Source organism: Corallococcus sp. CA054B (genome assembly GCF_003611625.1).
GTDB classification, from domain to species: domain Bacteria; phylum Myxococcota; class Myxococcia; order Myxococcales; family Myxococcaceae; genus Corallococcus; species Corallococcus coralloides.
This window is the reverse complement of the sequence record NZ_RAVY01000006.1, coordinates 67,626-93,534: the sequence shown is the minus strand read 5'-3', so window position 1 is coordinate 93,534 and position 25,909 is coordinate 67,626. Positions and strand designations below refer to the sequence as shown.

Genomic DNA, 25,909 nt, shown 5'->3' with positions numbered 1-25,909 from the left:
CCGGAAGGCCGTGCACGGCGCCTGCGTAGCGTTTCGCGCTACAGCCCCTTCCTCGCGACAGACGTGAGGCTCGCTGGCACGCAACCTGCTCTTGGGGCGGTCCGCCAAATCTGACATCGCCTGTCAGAAATGGCGGAACCTTCTTCTCAAGGGACTGCACCATGCACCGTCGTTCCCCTCGCGGCCTTGCTTCCTCCTGGCTTCGCGCCCTGACCCTCTCCTCGTTCGCCGTGGGTGGCCTCCTCGTGGCCGCGCCCGCCCACGCCGCTGAGACGAGCGAAGCCCCCGCCACCATCCTCGACGTGTCCATGCAGGACGGCGAGCTGACCGCGCGCATCCGCTGGGCCGCGGAGTCGAAGTCCCTGCCCTCCGAGGTGGAGGTCGTGTCCTATGACGGCACGGACAAGCTCACCGCGGGCGAGCGGCTCTCGCCGAAGCCCGGAGAGGAAGTGGAGGTGAAGCTGTACGGCGCGGTGCAGGAGCCGTGGGAGACGGGCTGGGCGCAGCAGCTCGTCGTGCGGGAGCCGAAGGGCCGGGAGCTGACCCGCCAGCCCTATGACGTCAGCCTGGACTGCGAGGACGAGAAGACCTGCGCGCTCAAGGCCACCCCGGGCGTCGCCGCCAGCCGCGAGGTCGTGCACGTCAGCGAGGCGCTGGAGCGCACCCTCGCCAGCATCGAGAAGGAGCTGGGCGGGAAGGAGTTCAACCTGGTGCACGAGGTGGCCCGGCGCGAGCCCTCGCTGTACGGCGAGGCCCTGAGCTACGCCCAGAGCCGGGTCGTGTACGGCCCCGCCGAGGGCTGCCGCTGCACCTGGCAGACGTCCTTCACACGCACCAACGGCCAGGGGACGACCACGAGCATGGGCGCGGCGCACGACCTGTACGCGCGCCCCCTCAGCATGACCCGCCCCCAGAACGCCCGTCTGACCGCGCAGGGCACCAGCCGCGTCGCCCTGACCCTGAGCTGCACGTCGCTGGCCTCGATCCTCTTCCAGAACGTGGGCATCAAGCAGTCCGGCGGTCTGGTGAAGCCCGTGCTCATGCCCCAGCCCGTCTACAGCACCTGCGCCGGGACGTGCAGCGGCCGGTTCAGCCACTTCGGGCGCATCACCGGCAGCGCGTGGGCCAACAGCACCTCCAGCCCCCTGCTCAACGCCTCCGCCATGGAGCAGAGCAAGTACCACCTGGGCAATGGCCTGAGCCCGCTGCTGAACGAGACCCGCTACGCGCCCCTCAACAGCTCCTTCGACGTGGACGCCACCGTGAGCAACTCGATCAGCGGCTCCGGCTACGTCCAGACCTCCGCGGAGGCCTTCTACACCTACAACGGCAACTCCCAGATGTGGCAGCCGTGGGGTCGCGCGCGGGGTGGCTACGCCATCGCCGTCCAGGGAATCGCGGTGTGCCCGGGTGGAGGCCTGAACCCCATGGGCCGCGCCTGGGACATCGCCACCGGCGAGGACAATCAGAGCAGCCTGAGCGAAAGCGTCTGGAACTTCCTCGGCCTGTAGCCGGCCACGCCACACCCGCGGTGTTTCCGTAACGTGAAGGGACACATCCCCAGCGCAAGCAACGTTTTCGGAAACATCGTGGGAATCCACGCATTCCCTCCGAAACCAGTATCAATGTCAGACATGACGCAATCCCTGGCACGGGACCTGCTCTGAGGGGAGACCGACCTCCGGCCCTTCGCGCCGGAGGTCGGACCCCCATTCGTCCGTAAGGGATTGCCCCATGCCCCAACACTCCTCGCGAGGCCTGTCCGGCCTCGTGCCGTCCTGGCTGCGCTCGCTGGCCGTCTCCTCCTTCGCGCTCGGAGGCCTGCTGGTGGGCGTGCCGGCCCACGCCGCGGATCCGCAGGAGGTCCGCCCGAACATCGCCACCGTGCTCGACGTGGCGCTGGTGGATGGGGAGCTGACCGCGAGCATCCTGTGGACGGACCGGCAGGACGACCTGCCCCGCTCCGCGAAGCTCGTCTCCTATGACGGCAAGGACAGCGTCAACGCGGGCGTGAACGTGACGCCCAAGGCGGGCGAAATCTCCCAGGTGAAGCTCTTCGGCGCGCTGGACAAGCCCTGGGAGACGGGCTGGGCGCAGAAGCTGGTGCTGGAGGATCCGCAGGGCCAGGCGCTGGCCACCCAGCCCTATGACGTGAACCTGGACTGCGCGACCGAAAAGGAGTGCAGCCTCACCGTGTCCAAGGGCGTCACGTCGGAGAAGGACGTCGTGCACGTGAGCAGCGAGCTGGACGCCGTCCTCACGGAGCTCGACGCGAAGTTTGGCCAGGGCGAGTACGACCTGGTGAAGGAGGTGTCCAAGGACTTCCCGCACCTGCGCGGCGAGGCCATGGTCTACGTCCAGCAGTGGTCCTGGTGGTACCCCATCATCGGTCCGTGCGCCTGCGGCTGGACGACCACGACGACACGCACGCCCACCACCACCCAGTCCATCCTCGTGTCGACCTCCGGCCGCAGCATCTACGGCTGGAACGGGCCGGGCGCGAAGCACACGCTGAGCGCCAACGCCATCCCCATGGGCCCGACCCTCAACCGGACGGTCACCGGCTCCAGCCAGCTGTCGCTGGGACTGCGGTGCTCGCGCCGCATCTACTTCTACTGGTGGGACTTCATCATCCACCGGCCGGGCGGGGTGTTCCCGGTACGCTTCCCCTTCCCTGTCAGCATTCCCTGCACCTCGCCGTGCCAGGCCCGCTTCGACCACATGGGCCGCGTCTCCGGCCGGACGACCATCAGCGGCGTGGCCACCGCGCGTGAAGCAGGGACCTGGCGCGTGAACGTCAACGCGCCGACCATCAACCAGGTCATCACCGGGAACAACGCCTTCGACGCGGACGCCATCGGCGTCTCGTTCTCGAACACCAGCGCCTACAACACGGTCAGCACGTCGGGCCAGGTGACGATTCCCTCCACTTCCACCTTCGCGAGCGCCCTCGTCACCAACGGCTACGCCCAGGCCATCCACGGCCAGCTGACCTGCCCCCAGATTCCCGCGCTGCCGGGCAGGACCGTCTCGGATTACGGCACGACGCAGGGCACGTCCCACCAGCTCAGCCTGATCTGGAGCATCTTGGACTTCGCGGCGGGCTTCTAGCCGCGCACGGCTGATCCGCGATGCATGACAACACCCCGGAGGCCGGCGCCGTGAAGGGGCCGGCGGCCGGGGTGCTTGCTTCTTCCGCGCTAGAGGCGGCGGCCGGCTAGTTGTCGGTCGCGTCCTCGATCTTGTCGCCGGCCTTCTCCGCGGCGTCGCCCGTGGCGTCGGCGGCGTCCTCGGCCGTGTCCTTCACCTTGTCGCCCGCCTGCTCCATGTCGTCCTTGGCGGACTCGCGGGTGTTGCGGTGGCAGCCCGTGCCCACGGACAGGGCGCTCAGCGTCAAGGCCAGCAGCGTCAGCTTCTTCATTCGGTGTGACTCCTTCGCTTGAGGGGGGTTGGCGGGATGCGACCCACCTGTCCCCGTGCGCGCCGCAAGGTAGGCACTGTCCACCAGCTGCCAAGGGGGCAGCCCCGCGGGATGTCGACTCCGGTGCGTTCGGGCCCCACTGATGGGTGTCGGAACACGCTGCTAGGGTGCGCCTTCTCGAGGGGCCGGATCCCGCCCCCGGAGGCTCACCCATCCATGTCGCATCTCCGGTCCTCACGGCCCACCCTGCTGCTCGTCCTGGCGTTGACGGTCCTCTGGGGCTGTCCCTCCGACGACCCGAAGCCCGTCGAGCAGCTCTTCTCCGACGTCCAGTTCGACCTCACCGTCCCGCCGGAGACGCCGGTCGACGCGGAGATCTTCCTCCAGGGCCCCACCGCCACGTTCGGCGGCACGGACGGGCGGGGCCTGGAGCTGGTCTACCAGGGCGGCCGTCAGTTCAGCCTGAAGGCCCGGCTGCCCAAGGGCACCGCCTTCACCTATGCGGTGCGGATGACGGCGCCCACGCCCCAGGTGGCGCTGGACGCCCAGGGGGCACCGGAGGCGGACCACACCGTCACGGTCAGTGAGAACGAGGAGCGTGTCGCCCTCACGGTGGAGCGCTTCGGAGCGGAGGGGGGGCAGACAGGCGCGAGCACCGTGTTCATCGTCCAGGTCCCGGACATCACGCCGGTCGGAGCCAAGGTGTGGCTGTCCGGAAACCAGCCGGAACTGGGGAACTGGAATGGCGCGGAAGTGGAGCTCTACCCGGCCGTGGACAACGCCTACGCCGGCACCGTCACCTTCGCGGCGGGCACGGGTCTGGAGTTCAAGGTGACGCGCGGCTCGTGGGAGACGGTGGAGAAGAGCGACACGGGCGCGGAGGTGGCCAACCACACCTTCACCACCGGCGGCGGCTTCGAGCGCGTGCCCGTGGTGGTGAAGGGCTGGGCGGACCTGACCACGCCCCCGCCGCCTCCGCCGCTCACCGGCGACGTGCGCTACCTGCGCAACGTCGTGCCCCAGGACGCCACGCTCAAGCCGCGCGACGTCATCATCTGGCTGCCGCCCGGCTACGACACGGACGCCACGCGCCGCTACCCGGTGCTCTACATGCACGACGGCCAGAACCTGATGGACGACAGCACCGCGTTCGCCGGGGAGTGGAACGTGGACGAGACGGCGCAGGCGCTGGTGGAGTCCGGCCAGGTGGAGCCGCTCATCATCGTGGGCGTCTACAACACGAGCGACCGCATCGCGGAGTACACGCCCGTGCCCTTCCCGCCGGAGTACCCGAACGCGGGCCGCGCGGACGTGTACAGCCAGTTCCTCATCCAGGAGCTGAAGCCGCGCATCGACACGGAGTTCCGCACGAAGCCGGAGGCGGAGTTCACGGGGCTCGCGGGCTCGTCGCTGGGTGGGCTCGTCTCCATGTCGCTGGGGCTCAAGCACCCGGACGTCTTCACCCGGCTGGGTGTGGTGTCGCCGTCGGTGTGGTGGGCGGACCGGGAGATTGTCTCGCAGGTGAACGCGCTCACCACGAAGCCCGCGCTGCGCATCTGGGAGGACATCGGCACCAACGAGGGCTCCGGCGAAGAAGCGGAGACGGTGGCGGATGCGCTGGCGCTGCGTGACGCGCTGGTGGCCAAGGGCTGGGTGCTGGACGACGACCTCAAGTACACGGTGGTGGAGGGAGGCCAGCACAACGAGGCCGCGTGGAGCGCGCGCTTCGGTGACATCCTCCGCTTCCTGTATCCCGTGAAGAAGTGACGAAGCCGCCGCCCCCCACCACTCCAGATGGACGCTACCTCGTGGTGGACGGGCGGCTGTGGCGCCGCAGCAATCCAGCGCTCGGGCCCCGGCAGCGAGAGCTGCTGGTGGCCGCGCTGATGCGAGCCCGGGCCGACGTGGGCCGCGCGAAGCGAACGAAGGACGCGGCCTTGGAGCGCAGGGCGCGGGAGCGCGTGCACCGCGCCAAGGTGGGCCTGGGAGAGCGGGGCGCGCCGTGGTGGACGGACGGCACCCCGGACCTCAACCGGCGCCTCGTGCGGAACACGCCCTACGCAGACTGGTTCCAGGACCTACCTCCGTCGCCGTGATCGTGGCGGTCGACATGGCCACGCGCATCGAGGCGTGACGAGAACGAGTTCCTCTGGACCTTCCACGTGCCCACGGTGGCGGACACGCAGCCCACGCACTGTATGGGCTTCACGGCTGCGCGGGACGCGGCGCCAGCACGCTGGCCGTTACGGCTCGTCGGCCATGTCGTCGAGCTGTCCTTGTGCCGTCTCGCGGTAGAAGGGGACGACTTCGACGGCCAGCACGGCGCGCATTTCCTGGCGCGCTCCCTCCCAGTCGCCCGCGTCCTGGAGACGATGCATTCGGTAGAGCGCGTCCACGAGTCGGTTGGAGCCGTCCGTGATGCGGCGGGCGCACTCGCGGAGGAGAGCAAGGGCTCCGGCGTCGGTCTGGAGTGCTGTCGCGGCGTCGGGGATGGCTACTTCATCGGCGGTGTGGAGCAGGAGCGCGCGCACATCGTCGGTGAGGGTGAGGGGTACTCCCTCGCGCAGCACGCGCCGTGACAGTGCTCGTATCGAGTCCCAGTCGGGGCGGGTGGCCATCTAGCGTCTCCTCTTTGGGCCGCACATTTCGATGGGCCATTCATGCTGTCCCTCGCAGCGGCGCAGGCATTCGGTGCACGGGCCGCTGTATCGGCCATCCGCGCACTCGTTCCAGGTTCGGATGCAGCGCTGCTTCCACTCGGGTAGGCGCACGTCGTCCTTGTAGTCCTCGAGCTGGGCGCCGTGCGAGCCAGCGGCTCCAGTGGCTGCCGCCATGATGGCGGCGGCTTCGGCGGCGGTGAGTCCGCACGCTGCCGGGTTACCCGGGTTGCGCTGAATGCAGCACGTCTCCGAGTCCACGCAGGTGGCCTGGGCGTACAGGTCGCGCGTGCTCGCGGAGGCGTGGGCACCGCTGGAGCACCCAGCAAGGGCGGCGGCAGCGAGAATGGGGGCGAGGTGGCGCCGCCAGGGGGCGGCTTTCCGGGGGTGTCACGGTGCGCGGACCCTACTGGTCCGCAAGTCTGGACAGCGCGCCTAGAAGGCGTACCGCACGCGGCAGTACGGCAGGTGCTTCGCGAGCAGTGCCTGGAACTCCGCCACGTGGCGGCCCTTGAAGCCGGTGCGGTAGCGCACGTTGACGCCGCCGCCCTGGGACACCTTCGTCTCCTGGATTTCGGGCCGCCACAGCAGCTCCTCCGCCTTCGGGTGCCAGCCCAGGTTCACCTCGTGCAGGCCCGCGTTGTGCGTGAGGAAGATGATCTCACACGCGAGCTGCTGCTTCGCCCGTTCGCCGATGCCGGCGTCCACCCCTGCTGGAACAGCTCCACGTAGGCGTCTTGCCAGCCCTCGTGGAGGATGACGGGGGAGAAGTTGAGGTGCACCTCGTAGCCGGCGGCCACGAAGTCGTCGATGGCGGCGATGCGCTCCGCGATGGGGCTGGTGCGCACGTCCAGCAGCTTCGCCGGCGCGTGCGGCATCAGGCTGAAGCGGACGCGCGTCCTGCCCTTCGGCTCGTAGGTGAGCAGCTCGCGGTTCACCAGCTTGGTGGCGAAGCTGGCCTTGGCGTTGGGCAGCGTGGTGAACAGCCGCACCAGGTCCCGCACGTTGTCGCTGATGGCCGCGTCCGCCGCGCAGTCGCTGTTGCACCCGATGTCGTAGACCCACGCGTGCGGGTCCACCGTGTTGGGCTCCAGCTTGGGCCCGCGCTTGTGCGCGTGCTTGCGGATGGCTTCCTGGATGCGGTCGATGTTCACGAACACCGTCACCGGGTTCGCATAGCCCTTGTTGCGCGGCACGTAGCAGTACGCGCACGCCATGACACAGCCGTTCGCCGTGGAGGGCGCGATGAAGTCCGAGCTGCGGTCATTGGCGATGAAGGACAGCGTCTTCTTCACACCCAGCACCAGGGTGCTGCCCTTGATGCGGTTCCAGGACTCCACGTTGCCTTCGTTGCCGAAGAGGCCCGGGATGTGCTGGTGCGAGGCCACCTCCACCCGCTCCGCATCCGGATGGCGCGCGAGAATCTCCCGGCCGCGCGCGTGCTCCCGCACGGCGGGCTCCAGGTAGATGCGCGACACCTTCAGCAGCCGGTCGAGCGGGCTGGGGCCGGCCGGGACGGTGGCCGGGCGCGGGGCGGGCTCCGGGAGGAAGAGGTCCAGGTTCGTCACCCGGCGGATGTAACCGGCTTCCGTCTCCCATGCACCCGCGGTGGCCCACCCTGACGCCGGGCGGGCCACCGGGCAGGGGCCTGCTGTCAGCGCTCTGACGGAACCGCGGGACCCGTGGTGACCGGAGCCGGCGCGTCCAGCTGCTTCCACAGCGCGTCAGGCAGCGGGGTCCGCTTCTCCAGCGCGGCCGCGACGCTCGCGGTGGGCGCGTAGACGCGGTGGTTGTTCACGCGGAAGTCGCTGTCCGTCACGGTGGAGATGACCGCGACGCGGCCCAGGTCGTCGATGGGCGGCCCGTCCGCCCGGAACGCGACCCGGTCCACGAGCAGCACCTCCGCGGCGCCCGGTGGCGTCACCCAGACGGAGTAGCGCTTCGCGAGCAGGTCCACGTTCATCCGGAAGTGGTACGTCTGGCCGCGCACGTACGGCACCCGGCGGATCCACGAGTAGCCCGCGCCGTTGCGCACCTGGAAGATGCCGTCCTCGCTCATGCGCAGGGCCATGTTCAGCCGGTTGAAGGCTGTCACCTCCGTGGAGCTGTCCGTCCAGCCCACCACGCCGCCGCCCAGGTTGTCCGCCAAGGGAGTGAGGTCGAACTCCACGATGCGCGTGCCCGTGTTGGTGGTGCCCAGCAGGTGCTGGCCCCGCGGCAGGTCCAGCTTCGAGTACCAGGGGTAGTTGGGGCGCGGGTTGAAGCGCAGCAGCGCCTCGATGAAGTAGTAGTCACCGTAGATGAGGCTGACGTTGATCTCCTGCCCCGCCGGGAAGTTGCCCACGCCGTGCAGCAGCAGGCCCGGGCTGTTGGTGCCCTGCGCCAGGTACGCGGGCGACGCCAGCGAGTCGAGCATGGCCAGCGCGGCGTTGCGGTAGGTCGTGCGCCGGGTGGCGTCCGTCTCCAGGGTGCTCAGCTCCAGCAGGGCGGACGCGACGACGGCCGCGGCGGAGGAGTCCTTGGACTGGCTGGGCGCGTTGAAGTCCCAGTTGGGCACGCGGTCCGCGGGCAGGTTCGCCAGGTAGTAGTCCGTCACCCGGCGGGCCGCGGTGAGGAAGCGGGCGTCCTGCGTGTAGCGGTACACCATCGTGTAGCCGTAGATGAGCCACGCCTGCCCGCGCGCCCAGGTGGAGCTGGCGGAGTAGCCCTGGAAGGTGCCTCGCGAACGGATGGTGCCGTTGTTGTTGTAGTCCACGTAGTGGAACGAGCTGCCATTGGCGCGCACCGCGTCCTGGAGCGTCCGGAGCGCGTGGTTCACCGCCATGGTGCGCCAGATGGCAGGGCCGCCGTTCTGGGCGCCCCAGAGCAGCAGCTCGATGTCCATCATCGTGTCGGTGACGAGCGGAATGTTCCAGGCCGGGTTCCAATCACAACAATCGATGATGCCGATGGTGCTGTTGTAACGCGTGGCCAGCGACGCGGCGGAGGTGAGCAGCACGTCGCGGTAATAGGGATTGCCGGTGAGCCGATAAGCGTTGCCGTAGCTGTTGTACATCTTGAAGCCCAGGTCGTGCGTCTCCGTGTTGGTCTTCTGGACCTCCAGGGGGCGCGTCCACATGTCCGCGCGGTCACGCCAGTAGGGCTCGTTGGCGACCTGGAACATGTACCACATGCTCCCGGGGAAGAAGCCCTGCGTCCACGCGATGCGGTCCGTGTTGGCCACCGTGGTCCACGTCCCGTTGGACAGGGATGCCTTGGGCGAGCGGTTCACGCTGGGCATCTCCAGGACCGTGTCCGCGAGCTGCGCTCGGGCGAACGTGAACACACGCACCGCGTCCGCATCCGTGAAGGCATTCGCCACCGGCGCCACCAGCAACGCCAGCATCCACCACAACTTCACTCCCGGCTTTGACAATCCCATACACCCTCCCCTGTCTGACCGGCGCGGAAGGTGCGGGTGTGCCACCCCGGGGCACAGGGGCCCCGGGGTCGATGGCTGGCCGCTCCCCCGGCCTCGCTGGAGGGATGGGATGTGCCCTATCCGACCCGGGGCTTTGGGGGTGCCTAGAAGCCGGGAGGGCGCTCACCGGCGACGCCGGAGGCCCGCTCCAGGGCGATGCCCACGCGGCCCAGGGTGCCTTCGTCGAAGAGCTGGCCGATGAGCGTCACGCCGTGGGGGACGCGGCGCGGGGTGGCGAAGGTGGGCACGGGGCGCTTGGGGTCCGGGGCCCAGTCGCTGCGGGCCTTGGACACCTCCACGAAGCCGGTGCGCAGCGTGAGCGACGGGTGGCCCGTGTGGTTGGTGATGGTGAGGGCTTCGTCCCGCAGCGAGGGCACGAGCAGCACATCCACCTGCGACATGATGCGCGCCATCTCCTGGGCCACCTTCCGGCGCATCCGGTCCGCCTGGACGAAGTCCACCGCGGACAGGAAGCGGGACTGGCGGAAGAGGTTGGGCCACGCGTCGGGCGTCTGCATCTTCAGCGCGTCCACGCCGTGGGTGAGCGTGAGCTCTTCAAACGCAGCAGCGGCCTCCGCGAAGAGGATGACGTTGAGGGCGGAGTACGGCCAGTCGGGGAACTGGACCTCCACCGGCGTCAGCCCCAGCCCCTTGAGCGTCTCCAGCGCCGCGCGGTCCACGTCCGTGGCGGGGTTCTCCTTCATCCACGCGGGCACGTAGCCCACGCGCAGGCCCTTCACGGGCGCGTTCGCGTCGAAGTCCAGCTTCGCGGACACGCTCGCCACGTCGCCCGCGTCCGCGCCGTTGAGCGCCGCGAGCACCAACAGCGAGTCCTCCACCCCGCGCGTCATGGGCCCCAGCTTGTCCAGCGACCAGCACAACGTCATCGCGCCCGTGCGAGGTACGCGGCCGTAGGTGGGGCGCAGGCCGATGATGCCGCAGCGCATGGACGGCGACACGATGCTGCCGCCCGTCTCGCTGCCAAGGGAGAAGCCCACGAGCCCCGCGGCCGTCGCCGCGCCCGGCCCCGCGCTGCTGCCTGAGCTACCCTCTTCCAACAGCCACGGGTTCTTCGTCTCGCCGCCGAACCAAATGTCGTTGAGCGCGAGCGCGCCCAGGCTGAGCTTCGCCACCAGCACGGCGCCCGCGCGGTGCAGCCGCTCCACCGCGGCGGCGTCCGTGGTGGGGACCCGGTCGCGGAACGGCTCCGCGCCGTAGGTGGTGCGGATACCCGCGGTGTCCACCAGGTCCTTCGCCCCCCAGGGGATGCCGTGCAGCGGGCCCTTGTAGCGGCCCGCCGCGATGTCCTTGTCCGCCTGCCGGGCCTGCTGGAGCGCCAGCTCCTCCGTCAGCGTGATGACGCACTGGAGCTTGGGGTCATGGCGCCTCAGCCGGGCGAGATAGAGCTGCGTGAGCCGCTCGGACGTGATGGCGCGCGACTGCACCCAGCGCGACAGCTGCGTGAGCGGCGCGAAGGCGATGTCCTCCTCCTTCGCGGGCAGCGGCACCTTCGCGTCGCGGCTGCGCACGAAGCGCTCCTTCGCGGGCGCGGTGGGCTTGAGCCCCGGCAGCGACGGGTTCCACTGCGAGGCGGGTGACAGCGTGGGCTCCAGCGCGAGCTTGCGCGGGCCGGTGCGGCGCTCGTGCAGCGGGGCCAGGGACACGCGCCAGTTGCCCGCGGCCTGGGTGCGCTCGGCGGGCGTGAGCTGCACCTGCATCAGCTTTTCGGCCTCCGCGAAGGTGGTGGGGCTCACCTCCGGCCCCACCGTGGGGCCCGCGCCGAAGGTGGGCGGCGCACCCGCGGGCGGAGCGGACGTGCCCGCATCCGGCGCCGCGGAGACGGCGGTGCTCGCGAGTCCAATCACGGTGTGGGTCAGGAACTGCCGACGCGAGCTGCTCATGGCGCAACCTCACGGATGAAGCGAAGGGGGCGCCAGTGTGCCACCGCCTACGAGCGGTGCACGTCGCGGAAGGCGAGCATGTCGCCCAGCCGCTGCTCCTTCGCGTCGTCGAAGCCGCACGAGGCGTCCCAGGTGGCGGGGTTCTCGTAGGTGCCGAACAACATGTCCCAGATGGGCAGGTCGCCGTAGTTGTTCTTGTGCTTGCCGTACTCGTGGTGGATGCGGTGCATCTCCGGCCGCTGGAAGAACCAGCCCACCCAGCGCGGGGTGCGGATGTTGGTGTGATAGAAGTATTCGCCCAGCGCGCAGCAGGCCGTGTAGACGGCGCCCGCCGCCGGGCTCAACCCCAGCACCGTGTAGACGAGCAGTCCGCCAATGAGGCTGTTGGCCGCCATCTCCAGCGGGTGCTTGTAGAAGCTGGTGATGACCTCCAGCCGCTGCGGGCTGTGATGGATTTGATGGAAGAACCGCCAGAGCACGTCGCTCTCGTGCCGGGCGCGGTGCCACCAGTAGAAGACGAACGTGGCGATGAGATAGGCCAGCACCCCGCCCACCACCGGGTTCACGTGCCGGGACAGGTGGAAGACCGAGTGCGCGGAGAACCACCGGTCCCAGGTGTAGCCGCCCAGCACCACCACGCCCACCTGCGCCAGGTTGATGAGCACCACCCGCAGGTGCCAGCCGCGCACGCGGGGCAGCTTCCACCCCAGGGACAGCTGTTCAATGAGAAAGCAGAGGCCGGCGGCGGCGACGAGCCAGGGCAGCATGGAAATCCTTCCGTGATTTCGGGCTGCTCTTCATACGAATGAGGTCCCCGGGTATGTCTTTCGCCCCAACCGACATTGTCACCTGGGAGGAATGGGACGGGAGGAACGGGGGCTGGCATCCTCGCGGCCATGGCTCGGAACAGCACCCTGACGGCGCGGTTGGGTTACATCGACACGCAGGCCACCTTCGTGCAGGCGGCGCTGCTGGCGGCGCACGGGGCCGGGGCTCGCGCGGGCGGCTTCCGCGTGTCGGACGTGCGCTTCTACTTCCTGCTGTTCACCAACTGGGTCGAGCACGACGTCACCCGCCCCTCGCAGGACATCGACCTGACGCAGGTGCGGCGGACGCTGGAGCGGCTGGTGCGCGGAGGCCACGCGGAGTCGAGCACCAGCGCTCCCGTGAAGGGGCTGCCCCGGGGGCGCCGGTACGTGCTCACCGGAGAGGGCTTGTGCTCGCTGGCGGAAGGGCTGGCCGGGCGGGAGCGTGCACCGCTGGAGGAGGCGCTGTTCGTGGTCTGCTTCGCGGCGAGCTACCGCGACGCGGTGCTGTCGCGCGTGGAGGGGCGGGCCCGGGCGCTGTCCCCGGCGGTGCGAAGGCGCGTGGAGCGGGCGTTGGATCCGCTGCGGCTGGTGAAGGAGGCGCAGCGGACGTCAGCGGCGGTGCTCGCGGACCTGGAGGAGCGGGTGGAGGCGGGCCTGCGGTACGAGGAGCAGTCCCGTAAGGCCATGGCCCGCGCGGAGCCCGTGGCGGACGTGGTGCGCGCGCTGGAGGCGGCGGGTTCGTACCAGCTGCACCGGGTGCGGCCGTTGGGCGAGGTGCTGCTCGCGCTGCCGGAGGACCTGCGTCAGTTCGAATTGACGGAGGGCATGGGCCTGCGCTCGCGGCTGCTCTTCGCGCCCCTGGCGGAGCGGGCGCGGGCGGAGCATGCGGTGCTGGCGCGGCTGGAGGCGCGGCTCACCCCTGGCAAGGCGCCGGGGTGAGCCACGGGGCAACGCCTAACGCAGCGCCCGGGTGAGGCGGGAGCCCAGGGCCAGCGCGAGGCCGTCCTCGACCAGGCCCGCGGCCACGTTCGGCACGCGCAGCCTCTGCGTCAGGAGGCGGCGGAAGCCGACGAAGAAGTAGCTGGAGGCGATGGCGGCTGCGGCGCCGACGAGGGCGAAGCCAATCCTCGCCCCCTTGCGCTTGCGTGACACCGCGGCGCCGGTAATGGCCCCGGAGAGGATGCGGCCCGTCAGGACGGGCAAGACGGTGCGCGCTGGCGTCTTGGGGGACTTGTCCCCCACCAGCTCGCCGAGAGCCAGGAGGCCGAGGCGCTGCGACACCTTCTTCGACGTGAGGCCCGGCAGGGCCCGCTTCAACGCGCGCGTCGGCTTGCGCGACAGCTCGCGCGTGAGGAACGCGGGCGCCGTCATGCTGCGCATCCCGGCGAGGACGCCGAAGCCCGCCGCCGTCCAGATTTCATTGTTCGTTCGCATGGCGCTCAACCCCCAGCTGGGTGGTGAAAACTGGAGGGTGGGGGCGCGGCGCCCGTCCGGCCATGGTCCGGCGAGCGGGCACTCAGGCGGACGGTGGCGTGGACGGCTTCGGCACGCGCAACATCCAGCCCGCGAGCAACGCGCCCAGCGCGGCCGCCAGCGTTCCGCAGTTCTCATACACGTGCATGGGGAGCACCCCTACCCCGAGGCCCAACACGCCCAGGCCCAGGAAGCCGCGCCGGGCCAGGGTGCGCTCCCACGCCTTCGTCGCGACGGCGGTGGAGAAGAAATAGAGGACCGCGGATCCAACGACCTGCACCCAGGGCACCAGGGGCCGCACGGGCCGCCATGCCACCTGCTCCAGCCTGTCGAAGAAGCCGTACCCGCCTCCTGGGAGTGCCAGTCCGGATTCTCCCGCCAGTTGATCAGCGGTCGCCCCGAACGTGTGCCACGAGTCATCCACCAGGAGGAAGTAGACGGCTTGAATCAACGTCGCCACGACCAGCACCGTGAAAATCCAGCCCTTGGGCGCGGGCGGCACGGAGGGCTCGGAGTGCTTGCGCAGCGCCTCCAGGTGCTCCGGGGAGACCTCCAGCGGGTGCGGATAGGACATGGCCAGCAAGGCCTGCGTGGCGGCGCTGCTGACGGGCGTGCCCTGTTCGTCCACCAGCTGCTTCACGCCCTCCTTCGCCAGCAGCGCATGCAACGCGGGCGCGAGCGTCGCCGGATCCTCCGTCTGGACCCACCGGGCGATGATGGCGTTGAGGTATCCGGCCTTCAGGGAGCGCGAGGAGCCCGAGGCCCTCGCCGCCTCCGCGAACAGCGGCTCCAGCTCATCGACGGACGGAGTGGCGGGAGACGGCTGTAGCTGCGTGCTCATACCGCCAGTCTATGCCGTGCCGGGGACACCCGCGTCCAACCGCCGCTTCAGGTCCCGCAGGCGTCCCCGGACCTCACGGGTCAGGGTCCACGTCAGGAGCGGCGTGAGCCACCCGAAGGGCCGCCGCAACTCAAAGGCATACGTGAAGGTGACGCGTGTCACGCCGGGAGCGTCCTCGTCGAACCGCCACGAGCCCGCGAAGCTCTCGAACAGGCGCGGGCCTCGCGTCATCTTCACCGCCGTGACGGCGGGCGGCTGGAAGGACACGTACTGCGTCTCCATCCCCAGCCCGTGCCACGACACGCACCAGGCCTTCACACCCGGCCCGGCCTGGGTCGCGCCGTCCATCAGCACCGCCTCGCGCAGGAACGTGTCCCAGACGAGCCGCTGTCCATAGTCCTGCGTGTACGCGAAGACGCGCTCGCGCGAACAGGTGATGCGGATGGACTCGGTGAGCCTCATCCTTCCGTGTTGCGAAGGAAGTCCGCCACCTGGGCGAAGCGGTCATCCAGGAAGCTTCTCAAGCCACCGGTGATGCCCTGCTTGTCCATGGCCTTCTGCATGCAGCGCAGCCACGCGTCCCGCATCGACGTGTCCACCGGCAGGTGTCCGTGGCGCATGCGCAGCCGGGGGTGGCCGTGCGTCGCGCTGTAGTGCTGCGGTCCGCCCAGCCAGCCCACCAGGAACATGCCGAAGCGCTGGCGCGTGCCCCGGTTCACCTTGCCCTCGGCGTCCAGTTCGTGGATGGCCGCGAGCGCGGGCTCCTCCGCGTCCATCACGTCGTAGAAGGCCTCCGCCAGCGCGTGGACGGGCTCCTCGCCGCCCATGCGGGTGAAGGGGGTGTCGTCCAGCGTGGGGACCCAGCCGTCCGACGGCGGGGGCTTCAATTCCATGCTCATGGCTTCCTCATGCCGCCCAGCGCTTTGGCCGGCGCTGGAGGCTCTTCAATCCCAATCCTTCACAGAACGCCTTGAAGCGCGCTTCCGGCACACCCTTCCACTCCAGGTCCGCGAGCGACGCCGTGCCCGGCAGCGGCGCGTCCTCCACCAGCGTGGCCAGCGTGCGGTACAGCCGCGCGTCCTCGCGGTGCGCCTTCAGCGTCGCCGCCAGCTTGTCCGCACCCCGCACCTTCACCGTCCACTCCGCCGCGTCGTCCGGGATGGCCTCCAGATGTCCATACGCCTGGAGCACCGCCGCCGCGCCCTTCGCCCCGAAGCCCGGCAGCCCCGGGATGCCGTCCGCGTCGTCGCCCATCAGCGCCAGCAGGTCCGGGACGCTCTCCGGCGCCACGCCCAGCTTCGCCTTCACCCCGTCCGCGTCCACCACCTTCTGCTGCCGCCGGTCCACCTGCACCACGCGCTGGCCGCGCACGCACTGGCCCAGGTCCTTGTCCGGCGTGAGCAGCCGCACCTGCTCCACCTCACCCGCCCAGCGCGCCGCCCCGGTGGCCAGCGCGTCGTCCGCCTCCTGGTCCTTCATGGACCAGACGCGCACGCCCAGCGCGGAGACGGCCTCCTCCACCAGGTCGAACTGCGCGCGCAGCTCCGGCGGTACGCCCTCGTCTCCCTTGTAACCAGCGAACAGCGCGTTGCGGAACGAGCGGATGGGGTTGTCGAACGCGACCGCGACGTGCGTCACGGCCTCCTGCTCGTCGTGCAGGAGGGCGAGCAGGGAGTCCATCACACCGGCCGTGGCCTTCACGTCCCGTCCGTCCGGCGCGGTGGTGCCCGGCCGGGGTGAGAAGTGGGCCCGGTACAGCTCATACGTGCCGTCCACGAGGTGCAGGCGCATGTTCCCCCTCTAGCGTCCCTCCCGCCGCACGGCCAGCAGCCCGTGCGTGCCGTGGCCTGTGCGCCTCGTTCCCTACACGACGCCTGTCAACCCCCTTGGCCAGCGTGCCTGGTGGGGACAGGTCGCCGATGACGACTGGCGGGGCACCCCCCATTTTCCAAACCAACTCCCTCTGGGCCGCGCCGGAGCGTCCCAGCATTCCACCGGCATGAGGTGATCCATGCGCCCGAAGCTGTTCGCCGCCGCCCTGCTCTGTGTCGCGGCCGTTGGCTGTGCAGGCAAGCAGGTGATTGCTACGTCCACCCATCAGCAGCGCGTCCAGGCGGAAGCGGCGCTCCGCTCGGCGGAGAACTCGCAGGCGCCGAACGTGCCCGAGGCCGCCCGGCATCTGCAGTTCGCGCGTCAGCAGATCGCCGACGGTGAGCGGCTGATTCAGGAGGGCGAGCAGGAGGCCGCGGAGCTGCGCTTCCGTCAAGCGGCCGCGGACGCGGACCTGGCGTCGGCGCTGGCCCGCGCGGTGCCCATGAAGAACGAGGCGCGGCGGGCTTCCGAGCAGGCTGAGTCCCTCCGCGGCCGTCAATGAGTCCCCTACCTCTAGCCTTGTGAGGAGCGAGTCATGCAGCGTTGGAAACTTGGATGGTTGGCGGTCGCGGGAGTCACTGCGCTCTCGGTGGGGTGTGCGCACGGTCCCCCGCCCAGCGAGCTGACCGCGGCGCGCCAGGCGTACCGCGACGTGTCCACGAGCCCCGAGGGCCGCGAGCGCCCCGCGGACGTGGCGGCGGCCCGGGCGGCCCTGCAGGAGGCGGAGAACGAGTACGCGGAGAGCGACGGCTCGGTGAAGACGCGCTCGCTGGCGTACGTGGCCCTGCGCAAGGCGGAGATCGCCTCGGCGCGCGGCGAGGCGGACCTGGCCGCGCAGCAGCGGGCCCAGGCGGAAGCGTCCCTGCGTGAGCAGCAGGAAGCTCGCGCGCAGAACCTCACGCGCCAGCAGGAGGAGGAGCGCGCGAGGTACGAGGCCCAGCGCCAGCAGTATGAGCAGCAGCGCCAGCAGTTCGAAGCGCAGCGGCAGCAGCTTGATGCCCAGCGCCAGGCGGAGGCGGATCGCCTGCGTGCGGCGGATGCGCAGCAGCGCCAGCAGATGGAAGCAGAGATGCAGCGGCGCATGGAGCAGCAGCAGGCGGAGGCGCAGCGGCTGGCCGAGCTGAACCAGCAGCTCCAGCAGCGCACGCAGGAGTTGGAGCAGGAGCGGCAGGCGCGGCTCCAGGCGGAGCAGCGCGCGTCGCAAGCGCTGACGCGGCTGCAGGACGAGAACGTGAAGGTTCGGGAGGAGGCGCGCGGCACGGTGGTGACGTTGTCGGGCAGCGTGCTGTTCGCGACGAACGCGACGGAGCTGTTGCCCGCGGCGCGCGACCGGCTGTCGGAGGTGGCGACGGCGCTGAAGGAGTCGAAGAACCCGTTGCTCATCGAAGGCCACACGGACTCGCGAGGCACGGAGGACTACAACGACCAGCTGTCGGAGCGCCGAGCGGAGAGCGTGCGGAACTTCCTGGTGAACCAGGGCGTGCCCGCGGACCGCATCCAGGTCCGAGGCATGGGTGAGAACCGGCCGGTGGCGTCGAACGGAACGGCGGAAGGCCGCGCGAACAACCGCCGCGTGGAGATCGTGGTGGAGCGCAACGTGGCCGGAGCGCAGCCGTCGCGCAGCGGCGGCGTGGGAGGCAGCGGAGCGCAGCAGCCGCCCCAGGGCGACCAGGACCAGGGCCAGAACGCGGGCGGCAGCGGCACGGATGCGAAGCCGCACGGCGCGGGCGTCAACCACCAGAGCCCGCAGCCGGAGCAGGGAACGGGAGGTGGCGGGGCGCAGCAGCAGGTGCCCCAGCAGCCCATGGACCACGGGCAGTAACGCACGCCTGTGATTTTTGAGCATGAAGGTCCTCACTCCATGCGAGTGGGGACCTTTTTCTTCATCCGCGCTTCAGGCGCGCACGTCCCATGAGAGCGCGTTACCCTTGAAGTCCGGCTCCGCCATGATCGACAAGTCGCCCGTCCTGCTCACCACCGAGCGCCTGCACCTGATGCTGCTGCCGCCCGACGCGGCGGAGCGGGTGCTGGCGTACCACGTGGCCAACAAGGACCACCTGGGCCCGGTGTCCCCGGCGCGCCCTGGGACCTTCTTCTCCTTGGCCTACTGGCGCACGCGGCTGGCCCAGGACCGCGAGGACTTCCGCCACGACGTGTCCCTCCGCGTCTTCATCCTCCCCAAGGGCCAGCCGCTGGCGCTCGCGCCCGTCATCGGCAACGCCACGCTCGCCCACATCCGCCGGGGGCCGCTCCAGGCCGCGGACCTGGGCTATGGCCTGGATCACCGCCACGAGGGCAAGGGCCTGATGACCGAGGCCCTCCGCGCCTTCTGCGACTTCGCCTTCAGCGCCATGGGGCTGCACCGGCTCCAGGCCAGCCACCTGCCAGAGAACCTGCGCAGCGCCGCCGTCCTCCGCCGCCTGGGCTTCATCCCCGAGGGCTACGCCCGCGACTACCTCCTCATCAACGGCCAGTGGCGCGACCAAGTGCTCAATTCGCTCGTGGCCCCCGCCGAACCCGGCCTCCGCGGCGGCCCCTGACCCTCCGTCAATTTTGTCGATATTGGAGATATCGGGCTTTAAAAGCCCCCTGTTCGAGCTTTAAACGCCAATATCGACAAAATTGAATGAGCCCTGGGCCTACCCACTTCCGTGAAGAGTTCTGGCGGAATCCGCCGCCGCTGCCTCGTGGCGTCAAGCTGGTGCAGCAGGAAGCAGTCGTGGTGCCCCGAGTGGGTCCTCGGGGGGCATCCCTCTATGACCTCGCGGAGGTCCAGCTTCCGGAAAGTCGTGTTCCCGTGTTGTTGGGGTATCGCGCTCCGCTGTTCCCGGCGGACGTGCTGAGCCAACGCGAGAAGCTGTCCACCCTGCGCGAGCAGCTTCAACGCAGGGATGCGGATCCACGCTCGCTGCCCGCCTTCCGACACCCGATGCTCGTCACGGACTCGGCCTCCGCCAGCGTCATCGACCTCTGCGAGCGCGAGGAGGTGGGCTTGATAGACATGCGCGGAACGTTCTTCCTGCGCACGGGCAGCACCTTCATCCGGGTGCAGGGACATCGGCCCCTGGAGCGAACGCCTCGCGAGCCCTTGTTCCATGGCAAGGGATGCCGGCTCGTGCGCGTCCTGCTCCAGTCCCCCAACCAGCGCTGGACCATTCGTGCGCTCTCCGAGCAGACCCAGACGAGCTACTCCTATGCGCACGGGGTCACGACGAGACTCCTCAAGGAAGGCTTCGTCGAAGGAGGCCGCAGCGCCGGTTTCCGGCTTCGGGATCCGGTGTCACTGCTTCGGTCATGGCTGATGAGCGACAAGCCGACAGCCATCACCCGGGAAGGATTCAACGCTCCATCCACGACCCCGGAGCTGCTCAAAAAAGCGCATGCGCTGCTGACCTCCCAGGGCATCCGCTCGACCTTCACGCTGGCGAGCGCCCTGCGCTCCGATGAACGGGCCGTCTCCGGAGTCCCCCACGGCATCTACCTTTCGGGATCCCTCGAGCCCGCCGTCTCAGCCTTCGGACTGCGCCGGATGACCCCGCACAACTTCTTCGTGCTTCGCTCGGAGCCAGCCGCCGAAACCGATGCGGGCGGCATCTACCATGCACAGCGACTGCTACCGCACGGTCCAGCGGTCGCGCTGCCCCAGCTGGCCGTGGACTTCCACCAGAGTGGCGGCAGGGGAACCGAACAGGCGGAGGAGTTGGTGCGGCGCTTCGCACGGACCCTCCCTCTTTCGGATGAGCTTCATGACGGACGAAGAGCGATTCGACGAGATCCTCGGTGAGTTGGGCGAGCTGATGCTCGACCTGGGGGACCTTTCCAGACGCATCATGCTCATTGGCGGGCAGGTCCTCGCTTTGGAGTCCAGGCAGCGGGGTGGAACCGGGGTCATCTCCATCGAGACCGATACCGGCATCGTGGTCGAGCGAGGCTTCTCCTACGAGCCGGATCTGTTGTTCGACGTGGATGGCTCGGACTTCATGGCCGAGCGCCTTCCGGAGGTCCTCCGCCATCGGGGCTATGCCAGGACCCGGCACTTCCGCTGGTCGAAGCCCCTGCCCGGCGGGCAGATGGACCTGGACCTCTTCGCACCCAAGGACGTCGACCCCTACGAACTGCCCACCGGAATGACGCCCTTGCCGGATGCACGGCTGGCACTCCGCCGCGGTCACGCCGTGGTCCTGGTCGAGGGAAAGCCGCTGCGGATCCTGCTGCCGGATGCCACGGGATTCCTGACGATGAAGGAACGCGCCAGGCGCGAGCTGCGGCCTGACAAGACCAAGGACAGCTTCGACATGTTCGCCTACGTCAAGCTGGTGGGTCCCCAGCAAGTGCGTACTTCCCTCCAGCAGGCAGGTGAAGACGGCCGGGCGCTCCGGGACAGGTTGCTCACGCTCTTCTGGAACACGGAAGCACCAGGCCCGCGCGACGTCATCCGCTACGCGGCGAGCCTCGATGCAGACGAGCAGGCCCTGGTGGCCCAGGCGACGGTCGACCTGTTCGCGGAACTCTGAGCCCCATCACCGGCTCAGCGCGAGGGCGCCCGCACCTTCGGCTTCGACTCCGTCGCCGCAGGCAGGTTCGCGTCGAACCAGTCCAGTGTCCGGAGCAGCCGGTCCTTCTGGTGCTCGGGCTTGCGCAGGCTGTGGCCCTCATCCGCGTAGATGACCAACTGGGTCTTCACGCCCAGCGTCTTCAGCGCCTTGTGGAACTCGTAGCCCTGTGACGCGGGCACCTCCAGGTCCCTTTCACCGTGCAGCACCAGCGTGGGCGCCTTCACATGCTTCACCCCGTTGATGGGCGAGGAGCGCGTGTACACCTCCGGCTCGTCGTACACCGAGGCTCCGAAGTACGGCAGCATCCATGAGTCGATGTGGTTCGTGCCGTAGTAGCTCTGCCAGTTCGCGATGCCCGCGCCCGCCACCGCCGCCTGGAAGCGCTGTGTCCTCGTCACCGCCCACATCGTCAGGAAGCCGCCGTAGCTCCACCCCGTGATGCCCTGCCGCGCCGGATCCACCGGCGCTGACGCCAGCACCGCGTCCAGCCCCGCCAGCACGTCGTTGAAGTCCCCGAAACCGAAGTCGCGGCGGTTCGCCTGCACGAACGCCGCACCCTGGCCGTAGCTGCCTCGCGGGTTGGGCATGAACACCGCGTAGCCCCTCGCCGCGAACAACGCCGTCTGCGGATTGAACCCCGCCAGCACTCCCGCCGCCGGCCCTCCGTGCACCACCGTCACCATGGGCGCCTTGCGCCCGGACGCGTCCGGCACCGGCAACACCAACCAGCCCTGCACGGCATGCCCGTCGCTCGTCCACGTCACGCTGCGCACGTCGCCCACCGTCACGCGCACGTCCGCGTTGAGGCGCGTCACCTGCTTCCACGCCCCCACCCGCCCCGTCCACAGCTCCGGCGCCTGGGTGATGGAGTCGCGCACCACCGCGCTCGTCACGCCGTCCCTCCCCAGCGACACCGTCACGCGCTCCGGGCCCTTCCACAGCGTCGTCACGTCTCCACCGCGCGGCGCCACCGCCATCAGCGCGGCCTCCCCCTGCGCCTGCGCCACGAACACCAGCCGCTCCGCCGTGGGCCAGAAGAGGTCCGTGGCCGTCGCCTTCAGCCCCTCCGTCACGTTCCGCGCGGGCGGCACCTTCGCGGGCAGCTCCGCCTTCTCCCCGAACCGCACCTTCGCCGCCAGCCGCTCCGGCACCGACACCACGAGCACGTCCCCGCCCGTGTTGCCCTCATCGCTCATCAATCCCTCGATGAACGCGAGCTGCCGGCCGTCCGGACTCCACGCGGGCTCCGCCACCTGCCACCTGGGCGTGTGCAGGAGCGACGTCTCTCCCGTGCCCGCCTCCACCGCGTACACCCGCGCGCTCCACCAGTTCGCATCCCCAGGGGGCTTCGAGGCCGTCACCGCCACCCGTGCGCCGTCCGGACTCCACGCGTACTCGTGGATGAACAGGGCTGCGGGCGACACCAGCCGCAGCCGCGCGTCCTCCACCGTCACCACCGCGAAGCGCTTCACCGGCGGGGACGCCTGCACCACGCCCGTCTCCCTCGCCGCGGGCCCACGAGGCCCCAGCGCATCCTCCGCGCCCTCGATGACGAGCAGCCCCACGGACTTCCCGTCCGGCGACCACTTCGGCGCCGCCAGCACGCCCTTCACCGTGGTGAGCCGCCGCGCGGGCCCGCCCGCCCCCGACGCCTCCGCCACGTAGAGCTGCTTCGCCCGGCCCTCGCCCGCCGTGGAGAGGAACGCGAGCTGCCGGCCGTCCGGGCTCCACGACAGCGCCCCCTCCGCGCACGGCGCGCCGTCCTTCGACGCGGTGACGCGCACCGGTGCCCGCTCCGGATGCGCCAGCTCCCGCACCTGGAGCCTCGCGGCCTCCGCGGTCCCCGGCACCGACTCCACCCAGGCCACCCGCGTGCCGTCCGGCGACAGCGACACCTCGCGGATGCGCACCAGGCGCTGGAGCGCGTCGTACGTCGCGCTGGCCTCCACCCGCACGGGCGCGGGCGCGGGCACCGCTCCGGACGCCAGCGCGCCCCACACCCAACACCCCACCGCCACAGCCAGGCTTGCCGCTCGCATCCGCGCCTCCCGAAAGGGCGGAGTCTAGCGGACCTCCCGCTCAGTGCAGCTGCGTGGGCAACATGGGCAGCCCGTGGAAGAAGCGCCGCCCGCTCTCGAAGCGGTGGTGGAACGTCACGCGCTGGTCCAGGTACAGCCGCGACATCTCCTCCTCGCCATACGCGCGGAAGAACGCGGCGCGCGCCTCGTCACAGGCCCGCTCGTACTCCACGCACAGCGCCTCCCACTCCTCCGGTGGAAGTTCCCCCTCCGGCCAGCCCTCGCCGGTGAGGCCGTAGTCGCGCTCCATCGCATCCAGCTCGCGGGCGCGCATCCGCACGCGCGGATCCTCCGCGATGGCCTCGTCCGCCATCGCCGTGAGGATGTGCGCCACCAGGAAGAAGCCCGCGTCCGGCGGCACCGCGCCCGCGTCCCGAGCGCTCCGGAACGTCACCAGGAGCTGCGCGTCCATCTCCTCACCGCCCAGCTCCGCCAGCTTCGCCGCCAGCCCACGCCACCGGGCCTCGGTCTCCAGGGCCTCCCGCCGCACCCCTTCCAGCTCCTGCTCACCCATCTTTTTCATGGTGTCCTCTCCCGGCCCGCGAAAGTCCCTTCCCACGAAGGTTCCCATCCCCGTCTGACGCTCGGGCCCGGCAAACCGTGCTGTCCCCTTTTTCCAAGACGTCCCGGCGCGTCAGGTGCAGGACGCCCGAGCGCGGCGCCGTCGCGTGGCGGACGCGCAACCGTGCTCGGGGGGACGGACGGCCTGGCGGCCAGACCGGCCATTTCGGGGCTGCCGGGGTGACGAACCACGCGGCCGGTGATTGCGTCCGGCAGCGCCCCTTCGCGAACGCCGGGTGTCACCCGCAGGACGCTTGGGCGAGGCCCGGCCCCGGCGCGTGCACTTGGAGGCGGACAGTGGTTGCCGCCAGGCGCGGGATGACGCATCCGCAGGACATGGGGCCCGAAGCCGGTGGCCCGCCCTGGGGAGCCCTACCGGTGTCCGAGCCCATCGTCCCGCCGCAGACGAAGTCCCAGGTGTCGCCCCGCACGGTGTTCACCGTGTGCTTCGCGGTGCTGGGCGTGATGGCCCTGGTGGTGCTCATCGCCAAGACGCGCGTGGCGCTCACGCTCACCGGCATGGCGGCGCTCATCGCGCTGTCGCTGGAGCACGGCGTGTCGCGGCTGGAGAAGCGCGGCTTCAAGCGGTGGCTGGCCATCACCCTGGTGCTGTTCGGGCTGTTCGTGGCCATCGTCGCGCTGGGCCTGCTGGTGATTCCGGACCTGGTGGAGCAGGTGGACGCGCTGGTGACGCAGTGGCCGCAGCTGTGGAAGCAGATGCGCGGCACCGGCATCCTGCGCGCGCTCAACCAGCGGCTGCACAGCCTGGGCTGGAACGAACGGCTGGAGGAGGCCACGCCCGCGCTCGCCGGGCCGCTGCCGGAGCTCCTGATGAGCGCCATTGGCGGCGTGGTGGGCCTGCTGGGCGGCGTCATCACCGTCTTCTTCCTGGTGGTGTTCATGCTGGTGTTCGGCGGCGGCGTGCTCAAGCGCCTGCTGGAGCTGGCCCGCCCCGACCACCGCCTGCGCTACGTGCGCGTGCTGCGCAACGTGTACACCGCGACGGGGGGCTACCTGTCCGGCATCACCCTCATCTGCGCCATCAACGCCACGCTCACCACCACCATGCTGGCGGTGCTGGGCATGCCCTTCTACCTGCCCCTGGGCGTGGCCAGCGGCTTCTCCAGCCTGGTGCCCTACGCGGGGCCCATCATCGCGGGCGGCATCATCACGCTGCTCACGCTGGCCACCGGCGGCCTGTGGAAGGCGCTGGCGGTGTTCATCTACTTCCTCCTCTACGGCCAGCTGGAGGGCAACGTGATGGCGCCGCTCGTGTTCAAGCGCACCGTGCACGTCAACCCGCTCGTCACCCTGCTCGCGGTCCTCTTCTGCGTGGAGCTGGCGGGCATCGTGGGCGCGGTGGTGGCCGTGCCCGTGGCGGCCTCCGTGCAGATCATCGTCCGGGAGGTCCTCCTCTTCCGCCAGGAGCGCCGCGCCGCGGCCGTGCTCCCAGAGCCCTGACGGGCCCGAGCCCCGATGACCGACTCGCCGCTTCAGCTCCTGTTGACGCACGGCTCGGGCCCGCTGCTCTTCGCCGTGCTCGTGGCGGGAGGGGTGGGGCTGCCGTTCCCGGAGGACCTGGTGCAGTTGGCGGCAGGCGTGCTCTCGCACCGGGGCGCGATGCCGCTGCCCGTGGCCATCGCGCTGTGCTTCGCGGGCGTGCTGTGCGGGGACACCGTGCTCTTCTTCACGGCGCGCCGGCTGGGGCAGGCGCTCTATACGCACCGGCGCACCCGCCGCCTGTTCCCCCCCGAGCGCCGCGAGCACATCCAGGGGCTGTACGCGAAGCATGGCTCGCGCGTCGTCTTCGTGGGCCGGTTCATGTCCGTGCTGCGCGTGCCGGTGTTCGCCATGGCCGCCGCGGAGGGAATGTCCTTTCGCCGCTTCCTTCTCTGGGACGGGCTGGCGCTGTGCGTGAGCTCGCCCCTGGTGGTGACGCTGGGCTACCTGGGCTCCGCGAGCGTGGACCGCGTGGTGAAGGGCGTGGGCCGCGTGGAGCACTTCGTCGCGCTGGCCGGCGTGGCCGCGCTGCTCGTCGTGCTCGCCGTGCGGCATGCCCGCGAGAAGCGACAGCCCCGCCCGGCCCCTTGAAATCCAAGAGCGGCGGTCCCCGTCACCCCACCCGGGGTCGAAGCAAGCAAGCTCACACTTGCTCTTGATGCCCCGGCGCGCGCCGCGCGAACCCGCTATCAACCAGACGCTTCTCCTGGACGAATATCCGAGGCCTCATGACTCCCCCCAGTCCCTCCCAGGCCGCTTTCACGGTGGTGTCGTCCACGG

At 70.1% G+C, this 25,909-nt stretch carries 26 protein-coding genes; 12 read left to right on the top strand and 14 right to left on the bottom strand.

The features are described from left to right. Positions 1-161 precede the first annotated feature (161 nt). Positions 162-1,511 (top strand): hypothetical protein, encoded by a 1,350-nt coding sequence (locus D7V80_RS03025; RefSeq protein ID WP_120586710.1) that lies wholly within the window; start codon positions 162-164, stop codon positions 1,509-1,511. A 223-nt stretch (positions 1,512-1,734) separates the two neighbouring features. Next, complete coding sequence (locus D7V80_RS03020; RefSeq protein ID WP_120586709.1) at positions 1,735-3,111, top strand: hypothetical protein; 1,377 nt, start codon at positions 1,735-1,737, stop codon at positions 3,109-3,111. A gap of 106 nt (positions 3,112-3,217) precedes the next feature. Here the strand turns inward: D7V80_RS03020 and D7V80_RS03015 are convergent, their stop codons facing one another. Continuing rightward, positions 3,218-3,421 (bottom strand): hypothetical protein, encoded by a 204-nt coding sequence (locus D7V80_RS03015; RefSeq protein WP_014400460.1) that lies wholly within the window; start codon positions 3,419-3,421, stop codon positions 3,218-3,220. Positions 3,422-3,637: 216 nt separating this feature from the next. On the opposite strand from D7V80_RS03015, the gene D7V80_RS03010 reads away from it, so the two are divergent. After that, the gene (locus tag D7V80_RS03010) at positions 3,638-5,188 is read left to right on the top strand and encodes an alpha/beta hydrolase-fold protein (RefSeq protein ID WP_120586708.1); all 1,551 of its coding nucleotides are present in this window, start codon (positions 3,638-3,640) and stop codon (positions 5,186-5,188) included. Continuing rightward, complete coding sequence (locus tag D7V80_RS03005) at positions 5,185-5,517, top strand: hypothetical protein (RefSeq protein WP_120586707.1); 333 nt, start codon at positions 5,185-5,187, stop codon at positions 5,515-5,517. The genes D7V80_RS03010 and D7V80_RS03005 overlap by 4 nt, the downstream gene beginning before the upstream one ends. Before the next feature lie 147 nt (positions 5,518-5,664). Here D7V80_RS03005 and D7V80_RS03000 read toward each other — a convergent pair whose 3' ends face one another. From D7V80_RS03000 to D7V80_RS02975, 6 genes are all read right to left on the bottom strand, one after another. Then, complete coding sequence (locus D7V80_RS03000; RefSeq protein ID WP_120586706.1) at positions 5,665-6,039, bottom strand: DUSAM domain-containing protein; 375 nt, start codon at positions 6,037-6,039, stop codon at positions 5,665-5,667. A 474-nt stretch (positions 6,040-6,513) separates the two neighbouring features. Further along, the gene (locus D7V80_RS42490; RefSeq protein ID WP_233585097.1) at positions 6,514-6,786 is read right to left on the bottom strand and encodes a hypothetical protein; all 273 of its coding nucleotides are present in this window, start codon (positions 6,784-6,786) and stop codon (positions 6,514-6,516) included. Continuing rightward, positions 6,699-7,715: a spore photoproduct lyase family protein gene (locus D7V80_RS02990; RefSeq protein WP_233585096.1), complete on the bottom strand. Its 1,017-nt coding sequence runs from the start codon at positions 7,713-7,715 to the stop codon at positions 6,699-6,701. Before D7V80_RS02990 ends, D7V80_RS42490 begins: the two co-directional genes overlap by 88 nt. Before the next feature lie 17 nt (positions 7,716-7,732). Continuing rightward, entirely contained in the window at positions 7,733-9,499 is a 1,767-nt protein-coding gene (locus tag D7V80_RS02985) for a glycoside hydrolase family 88 protein (RefSeq protein ID WP_120586704.1), read from the bottom strand. Positions 9,500-9,642: 143 nt separating this feature from the next. After that, positions 9,643-11,439, bottom strand: coding sequence for an amidase (locus D7V80_RS02980; RefSeq protein ID WP_120586703.1), 1,797 nt, complete (start codon positions 11,437-11,439; stop codon positions 9,643-9,645). A gap of 47 nt (positions 11,440-11,486) precedes the next feature. Next, on the bottom strand, positions 11,487-12,206 hold the full coding sequence (locus D7V80_RS02975) for a sterol desaturase family protein (protein ID WP_120586702.1): 720 nt from the start codon (positions 12,204-12,206) through the stop codon (positions 11,487-11,489). 129 nt (positions 12,207-12,335) lie between these two features. On the opposite strand from D7V80_RS02975, the gene D7V80_RS02970 reads away from it, so the two are divergent. Continuing rightward, positions 12,336-13,187, top strand: coding sequence for a hypothetical protein (locus D7V80_RS02970; protein ID WP_120586701.1), 852 nt, complete (start codon positions 12,336-12,338; stop codon positions 13,185-13,187). A 15-nt stretch (positions 13,188-13,202) separates the two neighbouring features. On the opposite strand, the gene D7V80_RS02965 is transcribed toward D7V80_RS02970, so the two are convergent. The 5 genes from D7V80_RS02965 to D7V80_RS02945 all read right to left on the bottom strand — a co-directional run bounded on the left by D7V80_RS02965 (position 13,203) and on the right by D7V80_RS02945 (position 16,353). Next, a complete protein-coding gene (locus tag D7V80_RS02965) occupies positions 13,203-13,682 on the bottom strand; it encodes a DUF4126 domain-containing protein (RefSeq protein ID WP_120586700.1) in 480 nt (159 codons plus the stop codon). Between the two features lie 82 nt (positions 13,683-13,764). After that, complete coding sequence (locus tag D7V80_RS02960) at positions 13,765-14,562, bottom strand: hypothetical protein (RefSeq protein WP_120586699.1); 798 nt, start codon at positions 14,560-14,562, stop codon at positions 13,765-13,767. Between the two features lie 9 nt (positions 14,563-14,571). Continuing rightward, on the bottom strand, positions 14,572-15,024 hold the full coding sequence (locus D7V80_RS02955; RefSeq protein WP_120586698.1) for an SRPBCC family protein: 453 nt from the start codon (positions 15,022-15,024) through the stop codon (positions 14,572-14,574). Then, positions 15,021-15,461, bottom strand: coding sequence for a group II truncated hemoglobin (locus D7V80_RS02950; protein WP_120586697.1), 441 nt, complete (start codon positions 15,459-15,461; stop codon positions 15,021-15,023). The genes D7V80_RS02955 and D7V80_RS02950 overlap by 4 nt, the downstream gene beginning before the upstream one ends. 7 nt (positions 15,462-15,468) lie before the next feature. Next, on the bottom strand, positions 15,469-16,353 hold the full coding sequence (locus D7V80_RS02945; protein WP_120586696.1) for a 5'-3' exonuclease H3TH domain-containing protein: 885 nt from the start codon (positions 16,351-16,353) through the stop codon (positions 15,469-15,471). A 220-nt stretch (positions 16,354-16,573) separates the two neighbouring features. On the opposite strand from D7V80_RS02945, the gene D7V80_RS02940 reads away from it, so the two are divergent. From D7V80_RS02940 to D7V80_RS02920, 5 genes are all read left to right on the top strand, one after another. Beyond that, positions 16,574-16,936 carry a DUF4398 domain-containing protein gene (locus tag D7V80_RS02940; protein ID WP_120586695.1) on the top strand — a complete coding sequence of 121 codons (363 nt, stop codon included), beginning with the start codon at positions 16,574-16,576 and terminating at the stop codon, positions 16,934-16,936. A 33-nt stretch (positions 16,937-16,969) separates the two neighbouring features. Then, the gene (locus D7V80_RS02935; protein WP_120586694.1) at positions 16,970-18,256 is read left to right on the top strand and encodes an OmpA family protein; all 1,287 of its coding nucleotides are present in this window, start codon (positions 16,970-16,972) and stop codon (positions 18,254-18,256) included. A 124-nt stretch (positions 18,257-18,380) separates the two neighbouring features. Continuing rightward, a complete protein-coding gene (locus tag D7V80_RS02930) occupies positions 18,381-18,974 on the top strand; it encodes a GNAT family N-acetyltransferase (RefSeq protein WP_120586693.1) in 594 nt (197 codons plus the stop codon). 389 nt (positions 18,975-19,363) lie between these two features. Then, the gene (locus D7V80_RS02925; RefSeq protein WP_233585095.1) at positions 19,364-20,218 is read left to right on the top strand and encodes a hypothetical protein; all 855 of its coding nucleotides are present in this window, start codon (positions 19,364-19,366) and stop codon (positions 20,216-20,218) included. Further along, a complete protein-coding gene (locus D7V80_RS02920) occupies positions 20,181-20,948 on the top strand; it encodes a hypothetical protein (protein ID WP_120586691.1) in 768 nt (255 codons plus the stop codon). The genes D7V80_RS02925 and D7V80_RS02920 overlap by 38 nt, the downstream gene beginning before the upstream one ends. Positions 20,949-20,962: 14 nt before the next feature. Here D7V80_RS02920 and D7V80_RS02915 read toward each other — a convergent pair whose 3' ends face one another. Both D7V80_RS02915 and D7V80_RS02910 read right to left on the bottom strand, forming a co-directional pair. Continuing rightward, the gene (locus D7V80_RS02915) at positions 20,963-23,029 is read right to left on the bottom strand and encodes a S9 family peptidase (protein WP_120586690.1); all 2,067 of its coding nucleotides are present in this window, start codon (positions 23,027-23,029) and stop codon (positions 20,963-20,965) included. A 40-nt stretch (positions 23,030-23,069) separates the two neighbouring features. Next, entirely contained in the window at positions 23,070-23,591 is a 522-nt protein-coding gene (locus tag D7V80_RS02910) for a hypothetical protein (protein ID WP_014400486.1), read from the bottom strand. 416 nt (positions 23,592-24,007) lie between these two features. Between D7V80_RS02910 and D7V80_RS02905 the strand changes: the two genes are divergently transcribed. After that, positions 24,008-25,090, top strand: coding sequence for an AI-2E family transporter (locus D7V80_RS02905; protein ID WP_120586723.1), 1,083 nt, complete (start codon positions 24,008-24,010; stop codon positions 25,088-25,090). Between the two features lie 15 nt (positions 25,091-25,105). After that, a complete protein-coding gene (locus tag D7V80_RS02900; protein ID WP_120586689.1) occupies positions 25,106-25,720 on the top strand; it encodes a DedA family protein in 615 nt (204 codons plus the stop codon). The last annotated feature ends 189 nt before the right edge of the window (positions 25,721-25,909 follow it).

Coding starts and splice junctions, on each gene's coding strand:
- D7V80_RS03025 (WP_120586710.1), top strand. CDS start 162: ATGCACCGTCGTTCCCCTCGCGGCCTTGCTTCCTCCTGGCTTCGCGCC.
- D7V80_RS03020 (WP_120586709.1), top strand. CDS start 1,735: ATGCCCCAACACTCCTCGCGAGGCCTGTCCGGCCTCGTGCCGTCCTGG.
- D7V80_RS03015 (WP_014400460.1), bottom strand. CDS start 3,421: ATGAAGAAGCTGACGCTGCTGGCCTTGACGCTGAGCGCCCTGTCCGTG.
- D7V80_RS03010 (WP_120586708.1), top strand. CDS start 3,638: ATGTCGCATCTCCGGTCCTCACGGCCCACCCTGCTGCTCGTCCTGGCG.
- D7V80_RS03000 (WP_120586706.1), bottom strand. CDS start 6,039: ATGGCCACCCGCCCCGACTGGGACTCGATACGAGCACTGTCACGGCGC.
- D7V80_RS02985 (WP_120586704.1), bottom strand. CDS start 9,499: ATGGGATTGTCAAAGCCGGGAGTGAAGTTGTGGTGGATGCTGGCGTTG.
- D7V80_RS02980 (WP_120586703.1), bottom strand. CDS start 11,439: ATGAGCAGCTCGCGTCGGCAGTTCCTGACCCACACCGTGATTGGACTC.
- D7V80_RS02975 (WP_120586702.1), bottom strand. CDS start 12,206: ATGCTGCCCTGGCTCGTCGCCGCCGCCGGCCTCTGCTTTCTCATTGAA.
- D7V80_RS02970 (WP_120586701.1), top strand. CDS start 12,336: ATGGCTCGGAACAGCACCCTGACGGCGCGGTTGGGTTACATCGACACG.
- D7V80_RS02965 (WP_120586700.1), bottom strand. CDS start 13,682: ATGCGAACGAACAATGAAATCTGGACGGCGGCGGGCTTCGGCGTCCTC.
- D7V80_RS02960 (WP_120586699.1), bottom strand. CDS start 14,562: ATGAGCACGCAGCTACAGCCGTCTCCCGCCACTCCGTCCGTCGATGAG.
- D7V80_RS02955 (WP_120586698.1), bottom strand. CDS start 15,024: ATGAGGCTCACCGAGTCCATCCGCATCACCTGTTCGCGCGAGCGCGTC.
- D7V80_RS02950 (WP_120586697.1), bottom strand. CDS start 15,461: ATGAGCATGGAATTGAAGCCCCCGCCGTCGGACGGCTGGGTCCCCACG.
- D7V80_RS02945 (WP_120586696.1), bottom strand. CDS start 16,353: ATGCGCCTGCACCTCGTGGACGGCACGTATGAGCTGTACCGGGCCCAC.
- D7V80_RS02940 (WP_120586695.1), top strand. CDS start 16,574: ATGCGCCCGAAGCTGTTCGCCGCCGCCCTGCTCTGTGTCGCGGCCGTT.
- D7V80_RS02935 (WP_120586694.1), top strand. CDS start 16,970: ATGCAGCGTTGGAAACTTGGATGGTTGGCGGTCGCGGGAGTCACTGCG.
- D7V80_RS02930 (WP_120586693.1), top strand. CDS start 18,381: ATGATCGACAAGTCGCCCGTCCTGCTCACCACCGAGCGCCTGCACCTG.
- D7V80_RS02925 (WP_233585095.1), top strand. CDS start 19,364: ATGCTCGTCACGGACTCGGCCTCCGCCAGCGTCATCGACCTCTGCGAG.
- D7V80_RS02920 (WP_120586691.1), top strand. CDS start 20,181: ATGACGGACGAAGAGCGATTCGACGAGATCCTCGGTGAGTTGGGCGAG.
- D7V80_RS02915 (WP_120586690.1), bottom strand. CDS start 23,029: ATGCGAGCGGCAAGCCTGGCTGTGGCGGTGGGGTGTTGGGTGTGGGGC.
- D7V80_RS02910 (WP_014400486.1), bottom strand. CDS start 23,591: ATGAAAAAGATGGGTGAGCAGGAGCTGGAAGGGGTGCGGCGGGAGGCC.
- D7V80_RS02900 (WP_120586689.1), top strand. CDS start 25,106: ATGACCGACTCGCCGCTTCAGCTCCTGTTGACGCACGGCTCGGGCCCG.